Raw genomic sequence first — 19908 nt, forward strand, 5'->3', positions numbered from 1 at the left:
GGCAGAAAAGAACTTTTTCAAAAATATGTTTTCATTAGTATTGTAGTATATTTCAATAAGGCAGATTGTCTGGTATTGAATTAGTAAAGAGGAAGTTATAGATGAAGAAGAGTCAACAAAAGAGACCTCATATTTGAGGTCTCTTTTGTTGAGTGTATTGAAAAAATCCCCAATTAAACATTAGCATGAGATAACAACTATAAGGGTATGGATAAAACACTATCTAAAAAGAAATCAATACCCGATTTTGTGAAAAAACAATGGGAAGCAGGGAATAGATTTAATAAGGAAAAGCGCTCTCGATATCCTTATAATGAAGTAGAGTTAGAGAAAAAGGAAATCAATAGGAAGAAATATGTTGTGGATTCTTATATTCCGGGTGAAGAAATTGTCTCGAGGAAATTTATCCAATTGGCTGAAGTAAAAGAAAAGACGGCATTAAGTTATTTAAGTGAGTTTACTAAAAAGTATTCTTCCGGTTCAGAAATTTCTTCAGGTAAATTTAATCCTAATGCTTTAAAAGGTGGTCGACTAGATGGAGAATTAATTTTGGAAGTCCCTGTACAAACAAAACCAGTTCCACAAAAAATTATTGAAGAGGCGAATGAGAAAGGGATTATTATTCGTGATATTAATGGGAAGGTGTATAATTAATGGAAATTTATTATTGTGATAAGTGGTCTAATATAAAGAAGAAGCCTTGGAATATTATTGATGAGAATGCAGCCAAGATACTTCATGGAAATCGACATTCTTATACTGCTGTTCTCAATGATGGAGAGCAGCCAAAGTATTTAGTAAATGTCACTGATAAATGGGTATCGGTAAGTTTTTTGGATGATTTTCTTCGTAAATATTTACACTACGATTTTATTGTTAAAGAAGATAATAGAATATTCCTAAGGACAATAATGTATTGGGAATATGACGGGGATACACAGTTAAAAAATATGATTTTGGGGTATCAAGAAAATGGTCATATTGCTATGGAGCAAAAAGATTCTAAAACTGGAGAAGTAGAAGAGCGAGAGACAAAAGATGATGTATCTAGAAATTGGGATACATTCCCTGAGTTTGGCCAATACTTATATTTGTGCAAAGAAGAGAGGTAATTCTTTTGAATATAAGAACAATAACTAGGCGAGATAGCTATTAGTGGGCTAAGAATATAAATAAATGGAATAAACATGAAACTAATGAATTCGTAAGTTTTAAAGATATTGTAAAGTTAATTGAAAATTCCCTGAAATAATCCTACTTAATAAGCAGATAAACTTAAAGCACTTGATTGCCAACTAAAAGCAACAAGTGCTTTTTGTTTCGGAATTACAATATTTGGTACGGTGAATTATATATCCCAAAATACAAAAACAAAATTTTCAAATGCTGAAGTGCTTCCACAATTCTCTTTCATGATATAAAGAAGTTTTCAACGACTGGATTATCGTAGCAGTTTACTCTACGAGACATGCCAATCAATCGATCGCTAGTATAGAAGCAGTAGAAGTACTTACACCAATGCCCGGAGTAGGTGCAATTGTAACGGTATTAGGTGCAATGAGAAAAAAACTAGAAGAAAAACTAGAGCATTTATATGAATTCAATCATTCATCCAGCAACAACTACAGCACCGCCCTCCAATTAGCGGCTAGCATCACAGCCGGACTCGCTGAAGTGCAAAGCGGGAAAGGATTTAGTCCTGTGAGTGGGACGTTTAGTACACAAGGGTTGAATATGGATTGGGTGAGTTCGATTCAGGGGATTATAGAAGAACAAGCTTGTCAAACCGAGATGAAACAAATTACTTTGCAAAAACAACAATTTAACTTACAAGAGCAGGAAGACAATAGATCATGGCATGAAAAAACAGCCATTTATGCGCAAACATTTTTGCATGGAGTTATCGAATTTTTTCAAGGTGCTGGTGATGCAGCACTAGAAAACTTTTTTGGACTACAACCACATGAGAATGATAAATTAGAAAGTAAGACAACTTACCAAGCTGGAAGGTTGGCTGGAAATGTTATATCAATAGCCGGGTCCATTGTAGAAATGTTTGAAGGTATCTCGCTCATAGGCGGATCTAATTTCTTAACTATCGTGGCAGAAGTAGGAACTGGTGGGTTAGCATCACCAATTGTTATTCCATTAGATATAGCAGCAACAGCTACTGGGGCAAGTCTTTTTGTACATGGTGGATTTGTTTGGAATAAATCGATTCAAAATACTAAGGATACTATTCAAAAAATCCAGTCTTCTGGTGGAGGTGCGGCTAACGGTAAACATAGCAGTAACAAAAACACAACTGTAGATAATTTTGATGCAAAAACAGCTACCAATAAGCAAAAAGGGAATTATGGTGAAATAAAATCTAGTGACAATTTATTGAATAATCAAAGTTTAAAAGAAGCTGGATTTGATTTAAAGCCAGTCGGAAAAAGTACACCATCAGGCATAAATGATAAAATAGTAAAAGGGATTGATGGATTATACGAAAATGCAAATGCAGAATCAAAGATCAAATACGTTATAGATGAGGCTAAGTTTGGTAGTTCACAATTGGGGAAAACTAAAGATGGACGACAAATGTCAAATGATTGGTTGAACGGTTCTGAAACTGGAAAAAGTAGAATATTGAAAGCTGTTGATGGAGATGAAGTATTAGCAGAAAAGATTGCGAATGCATTGGAAGATAGTGAAGTTGAAAGAGTATTATCAAAAGTCGATAGTAGTGGAAACGTAAAAACATATAGGTTAGATGAAGAAGGAAACAATATTGGAGAATGGCCATAATTTAGAAGCTAGGAGGAATTAAATAGAATGAGAGATCAATTATGCATAGAAGAAAAATGTAAAAAAGGAATAGAACTCCATAAAAAGTTTATTGAAGATAATAGAGAGGAGATTAGAAGTTTAGAAGAAGATGAAAAGAATGGTATACAAAGAAAGCCTAAAGATAATATAAGTATTATAGAAGGAAGATATTTAAGGAATTTTATACATGAGATGAACGACATTAGAGCAATGTATTCTTTAGGAGAAGACATTAGCACAATGGAAGTATATTTTTATAATGCAATGGATGATTTAGAGCATACAGGAGCTAGCAAAGTGGGTTATATATATATGCTTTGGATAATTTCTTTAGGAATTTTGTTAGAAACGGATAAAAAGAATATAGAAAGATTAAAAAAGATAGTTGATACAAAAAATATGAATGACGCAGTAATTGATTTCCTCTTATGCGCTAGTGATATCGGATACACAAAAATGACGAATGTTTATTTTAAAGAAAATCCATATGCAAAAACGAGAGAGATTATAGAACTTGCACAAACAGATAAAAAAGAAGCGTCTAAAAGATTACAAACGTACATGGAGAAAGAATGGTTTAGAGGCCATTATGATTATGAATGGAAAAATGCGCATAAAGAACCTGGATATGTAGGATATTGGAGTTTTGAAACGGCAGCGCTTGCGAAAATTTTGGAACTTGATGATAAAAGTTTAAAAGATAATAATCATTATCCATATGATTTGGCACATTATAAAAATGAAATGAAATTTAAGCATATAGACCTAAGTGAATGTCACTATGAAGATGAGACAGAAGAAATTGAGGAAATAGTAGAAGGAATTGAAAATAATCCTGCATTGGAAAACATTATTCCGCCAAAATGGCATTCATTGGTCAATGAATTGATCCATGACTATGAGAATATGGAGGATAGTAGTTTTTATGAAAAATACAAAAAAACGATAGGAATAGGTCAAGTGTGGTTCTTACCACAAGAGTATGAAGAAGAAAATGAGCAAAAAAATCTATTAGGAAGTTTAATTGTGTTTGCCCTGACGATAAGAGATTATATATTACAATTGGACTATAAAGAAGATTTAGAGGACTACATTGATAATCTTAAAAATTTCTGGAATGGATCAGAAACAAAGTTAATTCAATTTATTTTAGAGAATGATCAAAATTATTATGCATGGGTACCAAAAGAAGCAAACATCCCAAATATGTATGAAGTGAAGATTAAGAGTGTCGATGTAGAGGAAGTTCTATAACGAACAAATTGAAATGGTTGTCATCATATGTAATGTTAGAATACATTTTACTAGTTAATTGAAAAAAATGCATGCGTTGGAGAAAAAAGAGCGTATAGTTACTAAAAAGTAAAGGGAAAGAAGGCTGTTGAATTGAGATTGGCAGATTTTATTAAACTAGATAAAAATGAAGTAATTCACTTTGATATTAAAAACCTTTCACCATCATTTGAAGTGCAAAAAGAATTACATCCTGTAAAAAAATTTATTTTGTACAAAAAAGATTATCAAGAAAGAATTTTAAACAGAGTAAAAGAAAAATTTGACTGTGATAGATGTGATCTTGTTTTAGAGATATATTCTAAAATATATGTAAATAAAAACTTGAACAATGTAGATTTAGATACTATGAATTCTTTTTATCAAACGTACCGGCTTTTATTGCTATCAAGTGATAAGTCATTTTGGGAAAATGATTTTAATACATTCTGTAATAATCGTGGTGTAAAGCCTAAATCAATTAAAAAAAATGCCTTAAAGCTGTTAAGGTATGAATGGTTATTGTCTGAAAAAGTGTTTAATCATTATGAAAATATTAATAATCATCCCGATGTTATGCGTTTTGCTACAGTGACACATACAATAGGAAATATGACATTATTGCCTAAAGGATTTAACGTTGGGCGTGCTATTGCAACTAGAGATTATTGGGATTTAACATTAATGTCACTACAAAGTTTTTTAGGCCGTTCTTTCGATACTTTCGTAACAGATTATTATATGCAAGACTTTATTGATGATAAATTAGAGTTATGGAAGGGACATTGTTTTGAATACCCATTGCCAAATTCATTTAATAAAGTAAAGGCTCGCAAACTATCGGAAATTCAAAAAAATCAAATTGTTCAAAGCAGAATTTTTGAATTTATGGTAAATGCAAATAATAAAATCGAGAAACGTTCTGAACGATTATATAAAGCGTTACTAGTTAAATAGAGAGACAATTAATAAAATTTAACGATAAGATTGTGATAGCGAAAAATGTGTTGCAACAAGAAGAGGTGTTTTTACAAAGATCTATTGGTTGTGATGAAGGTGATTCAGGTTGGTATATAGGTCCTAACAATGAAGAAGTATCAGGAGAATTGGAAATCATATATGCCCATGAATTATTAAAAATGAAACCTGAAATTATTTAAGTGCTAGCCTTACCGTATAATTATTTAGTAGTATTTGAGAAGGACGAAATGAAAGTGATTTTAAATGAATGTGATGTTGATATTTGGGGTGACATAGATAAGAAATGAAGTGAATATCAATTGAGACTATTAACGATCATGGTAAGTCTATAAGTGTTGACTTACAGTATTTGTTTTATAGAATATGATGAAAAAAATAGAAAAGAGGTATATTTTTAAGAGGTTTATAAGGTAGGGACTATTAACTATGAAAATTTATTATTGTGACGAGTGGTCAGATATTAGAAAGAAACCTTGGAATATGATTGATGAGTGTAAAGCATATTTGTGTCATCAAAATAACGAACCATATACGGCCTTGTTAATTGAAGGTGAAAGGATTAAGTATGTTATTAATATTACAAAAGATTGGGTTTCAGTTGGGTTTTATGATGAATTAGTTCGTAAGTATTTAAATTATGATTTTGAAGTTATAAATGATAATAGAATTTTCTTAAGAACAGCTATGTATTGGGAATATAATGATACGAATGAAAAAGAAAAAACTAGCATGATTTTCAATTTCCACGAAAATGGTTATACAGTAATGGAAAAGGTGGATGTGAATAGAGGGTTAGTTGAGGAACGAGAGAATTATGATGATCCTGAAAATAAATGGGATGTGTTTCCTGATTTTGGTCATTATATTCATTTGTGCAGAGAGGAAAGATAATGTATTTATATAAGGTGTCAAATGCCCAATATGAAAATCACGTGAGTTAAGCACTTCATTGTCAACAGAGGACAATAGGTGCTTTTTTTACGTGAAGTAAAGTAAAAATATAAGTTTGCTTGTTGCTCTGTTTCAACTTTGTGCTATATGTTATAATTTGGAAAGTATATATTCTTAATTTTTAGAAAATTTAAAGGTGGTAGGTTAATATATGAGTACATTAAAGAAAATTACTAACAATATTTCGAAGGTTATTATAGGTAAGGATGAAGCGATTGAACTTGCAGCTATAGCTCTTATAGCAAGAGGGCACATTTTATTAGAGGATGTACCTGGGACGGGGAAAACAACATTAGCGAAAAGTTTGGCTAAAAGTGTAGACGCTAAATTTCAAAGAATTCAATTCACAGCGGATACTTTGCCGGGCGATGTTATTGGTCTTGAATATTTTGATGTGAAGGAATCGGAATTTAAAACGAGGTTAGGTCCTATTTTTGCAAATATAGTAGTAGTGGATGAAATTAATCGTGCTGTACCGAGAACGCAATCTTCGTTATTGGAAGTGATGGAAGAACGTACTGTTACGATTGCGAAACAGACACATTCATTACCAGAACCTTTTTTAGTAATTGCAACGCAAAATCCTCTTGAATCGGCCGGTACATTTCCTTTACCTGATGCTCAACTAGACCGTTTTTTACTAACTATACGTCAAGGCTATCCTACGAGGGAAGCAGAAAAGGAGATGATGAATCGTTTTCAAATGAATGATCCGTTAGAAACGTTACATTCAATTATTTCAACTGAAGAAATTATTACAGTGCAAAAACGAGCAAGAGAAGTGTTAGTAGGGAATGATGTGCAAGATTATCTACTTGAAATTATTGAGGCAACGCGTAAACATGAGTTAATTGAAATTGGTGTAAGTCCGCGGGGGACGTTGGCATTTATGAGAGCGATTCAAGCACGAGCAATATTAAATGAAAGAGACTATTGTACGCCAGATGATATAAAGACGCTCGCAGCATCTGTTTGCGCTCATCGTTTAACGTTAACGATTGAGGGGGAGATGAAAACAACGAGAGAACAAATCATGAAAGAAATTCTTCATACGATTAATGTGCCAGTGGAGAATGTACAATGAATCAACAACTTGTGTATACACCTTTAGCGGAGCCTTTCGTAATGGGAGTTATGTCAGTTGTAGCCGTTATTTTATGTGTATTTTCAAGTAATCTATTGTTTTTATCTCTCGTATTTTTGTATGTAATTTTAATAGGTGCGATGCATGTATACATACGTAAAGTATCTCTTGTTGAATGGGAATACAGTCAAGGGAATTCAAACGTTTTTATAGGTGAAGCGAATGTGTGCAAAATGAAAATTTCAAACAAGTCGTTATTCCCTATTTTCAATATCGTATTTCGATTTAAATGTGAAAATAAGTTAACTTGGAATCATGATGAAATAAACAAAAATACGAATACAGGTTCAAATTATTATATGAATTTACATTTAAAAGGAAGAGAGTCAGTTTCATTTGATTTACAAGCTGTAGCTGTAAAAAGAGGACTTGCGAAATGGGAAGAAGTAGAAATTGTCATTACTGATCCCTTTGGATTCATAACGAACCATATAACATATAAACAAGTTGAAACGCCGTCCTATTTAGTTTTACCAGCTGTTCCGAAAATGCAAGTACCTGAATTACAAGAATGGTCACGAGGATTTCGAAAAGCGATGTCATCACCCTTATATGACGAAACGAAAGTAATGGGAGTGAAGTCGTATGAAAATGAAGATTTTCGTTCTATCCACTGGAGTGCGACAGCGAAAACAGGGACGATAACCGCGAAAAAGTACGAGCGAACACAATCAGATAAATATGCGATATATCTCAACTTGCAAAATAAAAGCGGTATTTCTTTGCGAAATGATACAGAGGAACTAATTGAATTAACAGCAGGCATATGTAAACAACTGCTTATGCAAAACTGTTCATTTGAAGTTTGGATCAATAGCGTAAAAGACAATGGATTGTTGCATATAAAGAACGGTCATAACCGGAAACATTTGCAAAATGTATTAAAAGTACTTGCCTCAATATCGGACCAAGATACTCCTGTATCTTCCACTTATTTTTACACAGCAGGTTTTCGTCGAAAAGAATTGGATGCAGTTCCTTTAATTCTGGGTACTTCTCCAAGGAAATACACCAGAACGAATAAATGGGTTGTAATTAAAGAATAAGAAGGGGTTTATGTCATGGCTAATAAAGAGCGACATATGAAGGTGAAGATTTGGAGTATTAGAGTTTTCATGATACTTTTCTTTACGGTTAGTGCGATAACGTTATCACAAGGTGTTGTGCATCTACAAGACATAGTAAAAGGGCTTTTTTCTAGTAAGACGGAGACAATATCGGAAAGAAATTATGATTTTACTAGTTTAGACGAACAGTTTGATGAACCTGAAAGAATTATAGATGAAGAAACAGGAGTTGTAGATACAAGAACAAAAATAGATAGGAAAATTCCACTTTTTGTACGAAAAAATTCATGGACTGATGTGTTTTCTGTTCTTTCAAATGCATGGATTAGTGTCGTTTTTTATGTAATTATTGCAGTTGTCATTCTATTTGCTTTTTATAAATTAATGAGGAGAAAGGTAACGAAATTAGAAATAGAACAGGATAAACAATCGATAACAAAAGAAAATATGGATAGAACCGAAAAGAACAAGAAAGTGAAGCATCAGTTAGAACAGCCGTTACTTAAAGATAAGATAAGGCAAACTTTAGTGGAATGGGAAAGAACATTACCGTTTCATGAACAGAGAAGGTCATATGAAACGATGCAACAATGGTTAAGCAGAATTTGTAGAACGCGAGATATTATTCCGATATATGAGTCTGTCCGATATGGAGAAAAGACGTATACGGAGTTAGATGTAGAGAAGACTGTTCGATGGATAGAGCGAGACGGGAAGGCGTGACATTAATATAAGTAAATGAAATTAACTGTAAATTAATTTCATTTACTTATATTTAATTACATGGTAATGTATACTTACTTTTTTATATCTCTACCAATGGAAAAAGGTAGCCTTTGTAGAGTATTGCTCGTTGAATTTTTTTTGAGGTTATCTTCACTTCATCAATATAGAATGAAAAAGTGATGAATCCATTACGGGTATCATGTAAATAAAAAAATATAATTTATATTTAAATTTTTGTAAGGGTGTGAAAATAGAATGAAACCGGTATTGAAAAACATACTCCTTTCCTTTGTTTTTTCTGCAGCAGGGATGTGTTGGTTTCTGTTTATGTTAGTTAGAGGAGGTGGAGACTGGTTATTGTCTTGGGTAGGTGTATTCATGGCCTTTTTATCTTTATACACGTTAATAGATTTATATTGTAAGTATACATACGATAAAAAATTAAGTAAATTGTTTATCAAAGCAACAATTACTACCTTTAGTTTTGCAGTATTGGGAATCACCTTTGGTATTGTACACGAGCTATTACAGCCATGGAGTCTCAGTTTAATGGTTTGGTATTGGTTGTTAGTGTTACTTTTGTTTGTAACGACCATAATATTGTTAGTTTTTGTAGTATTTGTTAATCGTAAAAATCACCATATTCCTGGGGGATATAGAATACTTATACTGCTAAATTTATTTCTTACGTTAGCACCAGTGCTGTGGCCAGTACTACTTACTATTATCGGAAATGGCATGAACGCTAGTGCAGGGTGGTAAAAGTGAATGAAATAAAAAGTTGGTATAGGGTTTTAAGTATGTAAGAGAACGTGTTTTCATAAATTGAAAACACGTTCTTTTTTATTTTCATACATTACTTTTTCCCATCTGGTCGTCAAATTTTGAACGTAAGTATTTCGTAAGGAATGGATAAGAAAAAAGAGAGGTTTATCATATAGGATGAAAGTATAGCTTGAATCAATACGATATGAATAGAGGAGAGAAAGCCTTATGAAAAAAAGTTATTCCATTAAGTTAGCAAGTTTGGCAGTTTTATTAGCGGGTACTACTTTATTCACACCAGGTTTTACTGTAAAAGCAGAGTCTACTCAAAATATTTCTAATCCGTCAGAAGCACATGATCAAAAGAATCGGAATGGTTGGAAAAGAGTCATGCAGGAAACAATCCAAATTGGAGCGCCGGGGGTATTAGCTAAGACGTATAATAACGGGAAAATTAGTAGTTATAATGCTGGCGTCGCGGATTTAAGTACAAAGAAATCGATGAAATCAGATTATCGTTTTCGGATTGGAAGTGTGACGAAGACTTTTACTGCTACGACTGTTCTTCAATTAGTAGGAGAAAATCGCGTGCAACTTGACGATTCTATTGAAAAGTGGCTACCTGGCCTCATTCAAGGAAATGGATATGATGGCAATCAAATTACGATACGTCAACTTTTGAACCATACAAGTGGTATAGCTGAATATTTAAAGTCAAAAGAAGCTGACATTATGAATTCGAAAAAAACGTATACAGCAGAAGAAATAGTGAAAATAGGACTTGCTCTACCTCCAGATTTTTCGCCAGGTAAAGGTTGGTCGTATTCAAACACAGGATACGTAATACTAGGAATGCTTATTGAAAAAATAACTGGTAATAGTTATGCGGAAGAAATTGAAAAGCGAATTATTGAACCTTTGGACTTGTCAAATACGTTTTTACCAGGTAATTCACCAGTCATACCAGGAAAGAATCATGCTCGAGGGTATATGAAAATTGATGAAACAAGTGAATTGAAAGACATGACGTATTATAATCCGAGTTTAGCTAATTCAGCGGGAGATATGATTTCAGATGCGGACGATTTAAATAAGTTCTTTTCATCTTTGCTCGGTGGTAATTTATTGAAAGAACGCGAGCTAAAAGAAATGCTTACTACAGTTCCTATAGAAGGAAAAGGTCTTGGTGATGGATATGGCCTTGGGATCTATGAGACGAAACTTCCAAATGGTGTCTCAGTTTGGGGGCACGGAGGATCAATTCCTGGGTTTATGACTTTTGTTGGTGGAGTAATTGGAGGCAAGCATACATTTGCTGTCAATGTTAACTCTTTAGGTCCGGTTGATATTCTTACACAGTTTAATAAAATGATGCAAATTGAATTTAAGAAATAATAGATGAAAAGAGTTCTACTATAGAGGTATATAAGGACTTGTATGCGATTTAATTGTTATTAAAATATAGTCTTAAAAAACCCCGAATCATGAGCAATTTACTGCCCATGATTCGGGGTTTTTACGTGCTGTTACAAGAAAAGTAATGATGTATTTAAATTTTTTCATTTTACTATAAATCTATTATATTTATTTGATATTTCTTATTTATAGTGACTTTTACATTTTTAAAATATTGGAACATACAAAGGTAAGTAGTTCTAGATTTTAGAGTTAATAATAAGTAAATTCTGATTTTTGTTGAAAAATATTCGAATGTATTTCCTTAATTTACATAATAATGTACTTTTATCGTATGAATTAATATCTTAAAGCGTATAAATGTTGACGCATTTCCGAAGGATAAAACAAAACATTTTTGGAAGATGAAAAATAGAACACATATACAAGTCCTTTTTTAAAAGAAACAATATGTATGAATTAATAACAAATAGAATTAAGTATACAAAAATAGATAATTATGATTTGCGTCTAAATGATTGACTATTATGAAATTAATGATTAATATAGGTTTTATATTTTGATTCCATTTATATTATAAATATGTATTTTATTTCAATTTTAATTGTTTCGTAAACTATAATTGAATATATTGTGAAAAAGAATAGGGAGGGGGAACAGCAATAGAAAAGGCTATCTTTTCAAATTGTGTAATGAAATCAAAGGGAGGATAAATATGTATAAACAAGTAGTAGAACTGTTAGAAGAAGCGGCTATATCGTATAAACAATATACACATGAACCAATATTAGATTATGAAACAGATAGAAAAATTAGAGAAAGGTTTAAATTAGAAGGTGTACCCAGTAAAAGTTTATTTTTAAAAGATAAATCAAATAACTATTACATATTTGTAACTGTTGAAGGAGAAAAATTAGATTCAAAACTTATGAAAGAGTTGGTTGGAAAAAGGATTTCTATTTGTTCAGCCGAGGAGTTAATAGAAAAAACTTCTTGTGTTCCAGGATGTGTATCTCCATTTGGCTATTCAAATGAAATCACACTTATTATAGATCGAAAAATTTATAACTATAATAAATTTTTGTTATCTCCCGGTATACCTGAGATAACAATTGAAATACCTACAAAAAGTATAAATGAAATTTTAAATATTGTTGAGAATGATATTTTACTATATGAGAAAAAATCATAAATATATTAGGGGGGATTTTAATAATGCCAACTACAAAAATGTATTTATACAATCAAAAGAGAATAATTGAAGAACAAAATAAAGGGATTTTAGATGAGTGGAAAACTGTATCTTTCAATAATTTTCACGATAGCATTTTAGATCAATCTAAACCATTTCCGTGTTATTTTGCAGTGGATTCTGAGAAACATGGTTGGTCTAGATATATATTTTCCGAATCGGCTTATGATGAAAATGAATTGTTCAAACTAAGAGATGGGATTTATGAATATATTAAAACATATCAACAAATTGCAAAGAGAACTACTTTAGTAATATTTTTTAAACCCTCTAATAAACAATTACTGGCTGAAGAATACAAAAAACAATTTTGGAATGTATTACAATTTTTAATGAGAAATGATCCGGAGCCATGGAATGCAGAAATTCCAATAGATCCTTATAACGCTAAATGGGAATTTTGTTTTGGTGGTGAACCTATATTTGTCGTTTGTAGGGCTCCAATATATTCTGAAAGAAAAAGTAGATATACAGGAACCGGCCTTGAAATTACGTTACAACCTCGAGGTACTCTGGATGATATTACAGGTGATACAAAACAAGGGAAACAAGTGCGGAAAGTGATTAGAAAACGTTTGTTAGCATATGATGATATTCCAATGCATCCAGATATAGGGGATTACGGAATAAAAGAAACCTTTGAATGGAAACAATATATGTTACCAGAAACAAATGAAGAAAGTGTAATGAGATGTCCTATTACGGGGTTGAAGAAAAATGATTAGCATGATATTCAGTTATATATTATTAGGGATTTCATTGTCTGCACCAGTCGGTCCAATTAATGTTGCTCAAATAAATAAAGGAATAAAAAATGGTTTTTTGAGTGCATGGTTAGTAGGAGTCGGGGCAATGTCAGCAGATGTTGTAATGATGTTTTTAATTTACTTTGGTATTTCGACTTATTTAACAACTCCAGTTGCTCAACTTTGCATTTGGATTTTTGGTTTTGTAACGATGATTTATTTGGGTTATGAAAGTATGAAAGAAGCTACTAAACAAGTTCAATATATTTCATCAGGTGAAAAAGAACATCCTTTAAAATCTTTTCTATCGGGGTTTGCTATCGCAATTTCTAATCCATTAAATATTATTTTTTGGATAGGGATATATGGATCAGTTCTAACTAGTGCTATGAATACTATTGGAAAAGAACAAGCTTTATGGTATAGTGCAGCCATTTTTGCTGGGATTATGCTTTGGGATATATTTATGGCTACATCTATTCATTTTGGTAGAAGATTTATTAATCATACAGTAATGAAATGGATTTCTATAGTAGCAGGCATTGTTTTAATTCTGTTTGGAATATATTTTGGCTACGAGGCAGTAAAAGGAACTGCTCAACTATTGTGAACTTTTTGATGACTAGAGAGAATAGTGATTTATTAGAAATTTATTTATCGCGAATCTTTTGGTTTTTGAATTTGTTAATCGATGGGTATAGGTTAATTCCTTATAGTAAAAGACTTATAGAATCATTCTATAAGTCTTTTTATTGCGGTATAGAAAAATATATAGGTACATTCTCTTCTCACAAAGAGAAATAAAATTCTTAACAAGAGCGATAAAATAAATATATAAGCAGTAAAGCAAATTTCAATCAAAGTAGCTTGTTTGCATTTCAAAAATCTAGAATATTTTTAATTGCTATGAATGACTTTCACACTTTTTGCAGGCACCCCTGCAACGACGGTGTTTGCAGGTACATCTTTTGTAACAACTGAACCTGCAGCAACAATTGAATTGTTCCCAATTGTAACACCAGGAAGTATTGTTGCGCTAGAACCAATCCATACATTTTCACCAATTATAACAGGGGAAGCGTATGTCGTATTTCTTGTTTCTAAAGTTAGCCCGTGATTAAGTGTGGCAATTGTAACATTCATACCGATCATACAATTGTCTCCTATATGAATTCCGCCTCTATCTTGAAAGGAACATCCAGTGTTAAAAAATACGTTTTTTCCAATTGTAATATTTTTACCGAAGTCTGTATGAAACGGTGGAAAACACATAAAAGATGGATCAATGTTGTTATCTGTTAATTCACTAAATATCGCTACAATCTCTTCTTTAGAATGATAAGATGTATTTAATTTCATTGTTATCTTCTGGGCTTCATAGCTACATTGAACTAGTAGATCATGTAATTCTTTATCCTCGCCTGAAATAGGCTTGCCGGCCTTACAAAAATTTATAAAATCTTTCATATTCATTGTTATACTCCCCTCTAAAACGCTAATCTTTTCAATACAATCATAAAATGATACGATTCCAATATCAAATACCTATATTAAATACATTCATATGCTTATTAGCTATATGTAAAAGGAGACTATCGTGGAAATTCGAGTTTTACGCTATTTTATTGCTGTAGCAAATGAAGAAAGTATTTCAGCAGCCGCAAAACAATTACATTTGTCACAGCCAACATTATCAAGGCAACTGAAAGATTTAGAAATGGAATTAGGAACAGATTTATTTATAAGAGGAAATAGGAAAATCTCATTAACAGAAGAGGGGAAATACTTATTTAAAAAGGCGAAGGAGATTGTTGATTTAGCAGATAAAACGGAAGCGAACTTAAAAGATTCAAAAGAAATGATAAGCGGGGAAGTTTACATTGGTGCCGGTGAAACTGAAGCGATGCATCTTATTGCGAAAACATTAAAAGTATTAATAAAAGACTATCCAAATATTCGATTTCATTTGTACAGCGGAAATGCTGATGACATTAAGAGTAAATTAGATAGTGGATTATTAGATTTTGGTGTCGTTATAGAGCCAACTGATAAACAAAAATATGAATATGCACAATTGTCAGCTAAAGACACTTGGGGTGTATTAATGTGTAAAGATAGTCCTTTATCGGATAAACAAGTTATTAGCCCAGTGGATTTAATAGATAAACCATTATTCATTTCACGACAATCTACTGTTAGTAATGAATTAACAGGATGGTTTGGAGAAAGTATAGATAATTTAAACATCGTCGCAACCTATAATTTGCTTTATAATGCAGCACTTATGGTTGAAGAAGGTATTGGATATGCATTATGTATAGATAAGATAATTAACACGTCAGGAAATAGTAAACTTTGTTTTAAACCATTACAACCTAAATTAGAAGCGAACTTAAATATTATTTGGAAAAAGAATCAAGTTTTTTCAAATGCAGCCCATGCCTTTATAAATCAGCTCCGAAATAGTATGAACTAATCATAATTTGAAATGCAAAGTAAAAAACGTGCCATCTTATTAAGGTGACACGTTTTTTACTTTACGAAATAGTTGTTATTCTTTCGAAGATTTAAGTAAAACAACTGCACAGAAATGTTTATGTTCAAAAGGAGAAGTAGTGAACAATAAAAACGATTGTTATTCTGAAAATTGTTATTTTTATGATTATTAAATATAATAGGGGTATGTATTGCGGGGCTTGAATAGAAAATAGTTTAGTTGATTAATTATTTTTAAATGTAACTAATATAGCATTGGAGTTGAATACAGTGGAACAAAAGTATTTCAGGTGGAGTAACAAGCAATTAAGAGAACATGTTGAAATAATAGATGGCAAAAGAAGTCCGCATATTTTATTTAAGAATGCAACTTATTTAAATTCCTATATGCGCGAGTGGATGCAAGCAAATATTTGGATCTATGATGATCGCATTATTTATGTAGGAGAAAAACTGCCAGCGCAACTACATAAATGTGAAGTCATTGATTGTGATGGAAAGTATATAGTTCCAAGTTACATAGAACCGCATGCACATCCATATCAATTATATAATCCAGAAACGTTAGCAAATTATGCGATGCAGTTTGGGACGACGACTTTTATTAATGATAATTTAACTTTATTTTTCACATTACAACGTGAAGAAGCATTTCGTTTATTAGATGAATTTGAAAAGATTCCAGCAAGTATGTATTGGTGGTGTCGTTTTGATGGACAAACTGAATTGCAAAACGGGGAATCTTTATTTAATCGTGAAGACATAATAGAGTGGCTTAAGCATAAAGCAGTTCTTCAAGGTGGCGAGCTAACAGCGTGGCCAAAGTTATTACATGGCGATGATGAAATGTTACATTGGTTGCAGGAAACGAAACGATTACATAAAAAAGTGGAAGGACATTTTCCAGGAGCATCTGAAACGACTTTAGCGAAGTTAAAACTGTTAGGTACAGATTGTGATCATGAAGCGATGACAGGGCAGGAAGCTTTCACTCGTCTTATGCAAGGTTACACGGTTTCCCTAAGAAATTCTTCAATACGCCCAGATTTAGAAGTTTTACTGAAAGAATTGCTGGAACTAGGAGTAAAGCAGTTTGATAGATTTATTCTTACTACAGACGGCTCACATCCTTCGTTTTATGAAAATGGAATGACAAACGTAATGATAGCTACCGCGATAAAACAAGGAGTGCCAATAATAGATGCTTATCATATGGCAAGTTATAATATCGCTCGTTATTACAATATGGAACATGTACATGGATCGATTGCGACAGGTAGAATAGCTAATATTAATATTTTGGAAAGTAAAGAAAATCCGGTTCCAATAAGTGTAATTGCAAAAGGAAAATGGGTGAAGCGTGACGGAATAAACAATAATGAATCAGTACGAATAGAATGGAGTCAATTCAAAGTAACTCCATTATTATTAAACGGGTCTATAGAAAAAGAGGATATGATTTTTTCTCAAAAAGTGGGTATACAATTATTAAATAACGTTATAACTAAACCATACACGACTGAAATTGATTTAAACCGTGATGAACTTTCTCTAGATCATGATGAGTGTTTTCTTATGATGATTGCTCGTAACGGTACATGGCGAGTAAATACAGTTGTAAAAGGATTCGCAAATAAATTAGGAGGTCTTGCTAGCTCTTATTCTGGTACCGGTGACATCATTCTTATTGGGAAGAACAAAGAAGATATGCTTACAGCTTTTCATAGAGTAAAAGAGCTTGGCGGGGGAATGGTAATAGCTGAAAAGAATGAAGTATTACACGAAATCGCATTACCATTGCTCGGGATTATGTCTAATTTAAAAATGAGTGAATTAATACAGGAAGAGAAACAGTTGGTGAAATTATTGCAAGAGCGTGGCTACGCGTATGATGATCCGGCATTTACCATTTTATTCTTTTCCGCGACGCACTTGCCTTTTATACGGGTAACGCCTATAGGACTATATGATGTGAAAAATAGTAAGGTAGTGGCTTCACCGGTGAATTTGATAAGGCAATGTTAATATGAAAGGCCCTATAAAAGTCCAATTTATAGGGCCTTTCACATTGTTAGCATAAGAATATTGTGAGCCTCAAATAATATAGTATCTAAATTACTTGAGGTGAAACGTAAGTATGAAAAAAATATTGTATATTTTAAGTGTATTTATATTATGTGTATCTATTCAACAAGTTGTACATTCTCAAACAGATGCACCAGAGCTATCTTCTGATTGTCTTGAAAAAAGGAAAATTCGAGATGAGAAGTATGTGAAAAATATTATGAGGGACATTCAATCTACGTTTGATTTAAATATTGATGAACATAGTTTTTTGGAAGTTAGCCAAAGAGACCTGGATGCTGCACATTTAATGTATGGCGGAAGAGAAAATGATTCTTATTATAATTCGCTAACTAAAATTTATGATAGTGGTGGATTTAGAGAGCAGCCTAGTTTATTTGTGGCATTGCAAGAAGCATTTTTACTTTATAAAGAAAAAGATAATATCAATGTAATGAAACACTTAAACCTAGATGTTGAAAAAGGGGAATGGATCGTTATAGAAACGAAAAAGAAGAAAGGGAAAAAAGTGAAATTCAAGCCGTTACAATGTGAAAAAGATTATATAAAAAAGAGAAATGAGTACCATAATCTAAAATGAAATAACGGAAATTTTGAAGGGGAAAAATTTCGTTAAGAATTGTAAATGAGGCGGTAGAAATTACTAGTAATTTCGCCATAAAAAAACGTCATTTTAATGTTTAAAATGACGTTTTTTTATATCATTAAACCTTTTGCATCGCACTCTCAATCCTCTTCACCAAATCAGCAGACACTTTATGAAAATACCCTAAAACGACCTTTCTAATATCATCAGAGATAACTTTCAAATCACTAGCTAAGTTTTTAGCAAGATGTTCTTTTTCAATCGGTTTTAACTTCGCATAAAATTCACTAGGCTGCGTAAAGTCATCCTGTTTCGTAATAGAAGTTCTTTCAAGTTTACCTTCAACGTATCTTCCGTCACCGCTCGTTATTTGATTAGCAGGTGTCCAATTTTGTTGTTGGTTAATGGTCAATTTGCGAAATTCGGAACCAATTCTTCTTCTTTGAGAATCACTATAAATGTTAGCGCGTCCTTGCAGCATTTTATCATCTGATAATTCAGCGCCGTCTAGTAAATTAGAAGGGGAGAAAGCGACTTTTTCTACTTCTTCCATATAATTTTCAGGATTTTTATTTAATACCATTTTGCCGACTGGTATAAGAGGATACGACTTTTCATCCCATACTTTTGTATCATCTAAAGGGTCATAAGAAAGATGTGCTTCATCTTTCGGATCCATGAGCTGGACATATAAACCGTATTCTACTGGTTTACCATTTGCAATTGCATCATATAAATCTTTCCCACTATAATCAGGGTTTTCAGCAGCCAGTTTATTCGCTTCCTCACTAGTAATGTATTGTACACCTTCAAAGGGGTACCAATGATACTTTACATACTTTCGATTACCTTCTGCATTTCTCCATACATATGTATTAACACTATGTCCTGGGACGTGGCGAAGACTTTTGGCCGTACCAGCATCAGAATATAAATGGACAACGAAATGAATGGATTCAGGTGCTCTAGCGACAAAGCTCCAAAATCTATTAGGGTCTATTAAGTTATTTATAGGTGAAGGTAACAACGCTTGAATCGTTTCAGGGAAACGCATCGGATCACGAACAGAAAAGACAGGAATGTGATTACATAAAAGATCGAAAATACCTTCTTCTGTATAAAACTTTGTAGAAAAACCGCGTACATTTCTAGAAGTGTCAGGTGTTCCTTTCGTACTAACAGCTAAAGAAAATCGAACCATAACAGGAACTTTCTCATTAGAATTTTGTAGAAAACTTAACTTTGTATGTTCTGACATCGGATAGATCGTTTGAAAATAACCGAACGCACCAAATCCTTTTACATGAACAGGTCTTTCTAAAATTTTTTCGTGAATAAATTCTTGTAACGTCTCGTGAAGTACACTATCTTGCTCTAGAGCCGGTCCACGTGAACCAACTGTTTGTGAGTGAAGTATAGCTTGTTCATTACGTTCTCCATTTTCATTAAAGTCATTCCCTAGTAAAGATTGCTCCTGTTTATCATAATTTTCATCCATCTATATAGCCTCCAAATCTTTTTTGTCCATTGTTACTAAATATGATTTCATAGCCTTGATTATGTATGACACGCAAAGTCCAAAATGGTAACAGACCGCTAGATGAAAA

Annotated in this window: 18 protein-coding genes and 2 pseudogenes; 18 read left to right on the forward strand and 2 right to left on the reverse strand. The window is 32.5% G+C overall.

Annotation, left to right across the window (positions count from 1 at the left end; translation table 11 throughout):
• Positions 1–207: 207 nt before the first annotated feature.
• The 15 genes and pseudogenes from AC3WTA_RS23855 to AC3WTA_RS23925 all read left to right on the forward strand — a co-directional run bounded on the left by AC3WTA_RS23855 (position 208) and on the right by AC3WTA_RS23925 (position 13744).
• Complete coding sequence (locus tag AC3WTA_RS23855; RefSeq protein WP_000361832.1) at positions 208–654, forward strand: hypothetical protein; 447 nt, start codon at positions 208–210, stop codon at positions 652–654.
• Positions 654–1112 carry a hypothetical protein gene (locus tag AC3WTA_RS23860; RefSeq protein ID WP_000409333.1) on the forward strand — a complete coding sequence of 153 codons (459 nt, stop codon included), beginning with the start codon at positions 654–656 and terminating at the stop codon, positions 1110–1112. Before AC3WTA_RS23855 ends, AC3WTA_RS23860 begins: the two co-directional genes overlap by 1 nt.
• Before the next feature lie 352 nt (positions 1113–1464).
• A pseudogene (locus AC3WTA_RS23865) lies at positions 1465–2793 on the forward strand (hypothetical protein); the annotation flags it as partial.
• Between the two features lie 27 nt (positions 2794–2820).
• Complete coding sequence (locus AC3WTA_RS23870) at positions 2821–4068, forward strand: PoNi-like cognate immunity protein (protein WP_492333048.1); 1248 nt, start codon at positions 2821–2823, stop codon at positions 4066–4068.
• 132 nt (positions 4069–4200) lie between these two features.
• Complete coding sequence (locus AC3WTA_RS23875) at positions 4201–5043, forward strand: hypothetical protein (RefSeq protein WP_001234187.1); 843 nt, start codon at positions 4201–4203, stop codon at positions 5041–5043.
• Positions 5040–5354: pseudogene (locus AC3WTA_RS23880) on the forward strand (immunity protein Imm33 domain-containing protein); the annotation flags it as partial. The gene AC3WTA_RS23875 and the pseudogene AC3WTA_RS23880, both read left to right, overlap by 4 nt.
• Before the next feature lie 139 nt (positions 5355–5493).
• A complete protein-coding gene (locus AC3WTA_RS23885; RefSeq protein ID WP_000708803.1) occupies positions 5494–5958 on the forward strand; it encodes a hypothetical protein in 465 nt (154 codons plus the stop codon).
• Positions 5959–6169: 211 nt separating this feature from the next.
• Entirely contained in the window at positions 6170–7102 is a 933-nt protein-coding gene (locus AC3WTA_RS23890; protein ID WP_070168918.1) for an AAA family ATPase, read from the forward strand.
• On the forward strand, positions 7099–8208 hold the full coding sequence (locus tag AC3WTA_RS23895; protein ID WP_001075925.1) for a DUF58 domain-containing protein: 1110 nt from the start codon (positions 7099–7101) through the stop codon (positions 8206–8208). The genes AC3WTA_RS23890 and AC3WTA_RS23895 overlap by 4 nt, the downstream gene beginning before the upstream one ends.
• Before the next feature lie 15 nt (positions 8209–8223).
• Positions 8224–8952: a hypothetical protein gene (locus tag AC3WTA_RS23900; RefSeq protein WP_001284440.1), complete on the forward strand. Its 729-nt coding sequence runs from the start codon at positions 8224–8226 to the stop codon at positions 8950–8952.
• Between the two features lie 258 nt (positions 8953–9210).
• A complete protein-coding gene (locus AC3WTA_RS23905) occupies positions 9211–9717 on the forward strand; it encodes a DUF3902 family protein (protein ID WP_000805747.1) in 507 nt (168 codons plus the stop codon).
• 231 nt (positions 9718–9948) lie between these two features.
• Entirely contained in the window at positions 9949–11115 is a 1167-nt protein-coding gene (locus AC3WTA_RS23910; RefSeq protein ID WP_000750389.1) for a serine hydrolase domain-containing protein, read from the forward strand.
• Between the two features lie 736 nt (positions 11116–11851).
• Positions 11852–12328 carry a YbaK/EbsC family protein gene (locus AC3WTA_RS23915; RefSeq protein WP_000278060.1) on the forward strand — a complete coding sequence of 159 codons (477 nt, stop codon included), beginning with the start codon at positions 11852–11854 and terminating at the stop codon, positions 12326–12328.
• A 23-nt stretch (positions 12329–12351) separates the two neighbouring features.
• On the forward strand, positions 12352–13113 hold the full coding sequence (locus AC3WTA_RS23920) for a YqcI/YcgG family protein (protein ID WP_001143353.1): 762 nt from the start codon (positions 12352–12354) through the stop codon (positions 13111–13113).
• Positions 13106–13744 carry a LysE family translocator gene (locus tag AC3WTA_RS23925; RefSeq protein ID WP_000624898.1) on the forward strand — a complete coding sequence of 213 codons (639 nt, stop codon included), beginning with the start codon at positions 13106–13108 and terminating at the stop codon, positions 13742–13744. Before AC3WTA_RS23920 ends, AC3WTA_RS23925 begins: the two co-directional genes overlap by 8 nt.
• 287 nt (positions 13745–14031) lie before the next feature.
• Here AC3WTA_RS23925 and AC3WTA_RS23930 read toward each other — a convergent pair whose 3' ends face one another.
• Entirely contained in the window at positions 14032–14607 is a 576-nt protein-coding gene (locus AC3WTA_RS23930) for a sugar O-acetyltransferase (protein ID WP_001056074.1), read from the reverse strand.
• 124 nt (positions 14608–14731) lie between these two features.
• Between AC3WTA_RS23930 and AC3WTA_RS23935 the strand changes: the two genes are divergently transcribed.
• The 3 genes from AC3WTA_RS23935 to AC3WTA_RS23945 all read left to right on the forward strand — a co-directional run bounded on the left by AC3WTA_RS23935 (position 14732) and on the right by AC3WTA_RS23945 (position 18295).
• Positions 14732–15610 (forward strand): LysR family transcriptional regulator, encoded by an 879-nt coding sequence (locus tag AC3WTA_RS23935; RefSeq protein ID WP_000406014.1) that lies wholly within the window; start codon positions 14732–14734, stop codon positions 15608–15610.
• 290 nt (positions 15611–15900) lie between these two features.
• Positions 15901–17655 (forward strand): adenine deaminase C-terminal domain-containing protein, encoded by a 1755-nt coding sequence (locus tag AC3WTA_RS23940; RefSeq protein WP_492333049.1) that lies wholly within the window; start codon positions 15901–15903, stop codon positions 17653–17655.
• A 112-nt stretch (positions 17656–17767) separates the two neighbouring features.
• The gene (locus AC3WTA_RS23945) at positions 17768–18295 is read left to right on the forward strand and encodes a hypothetical protein (protein ID WP_000723226.1); all 528 of its coding nucleotides are present in this window, start codon (positions 17768–17770) and stop codon (positions 18293–18295) included.
• Positions 18296–18419: 124 nt separating this feature from the next.
• Here the strand turns inward: AC3WTA_RS23945 and AC3WTA_RS23950 are convergent, their stop codons facing one another.
• Positions 18420–19799 carry a catalase gene (locus AC3WTA_RS23950; RefSeq protein ID WP_000344191.1) on the reverse strand — a complete coding sequence of 460 codons (1380 nt, stop codon included), beginning with the start codon at positions 19797–19799 and terminating at the stop codon, positions 18420–18422.
• Positions 19800–19908: the final 109 nt, after the last annotated feature.

The organism is Bacillus sp. EB106-07-01-XG149 (genome assembly GCF_058791555.1).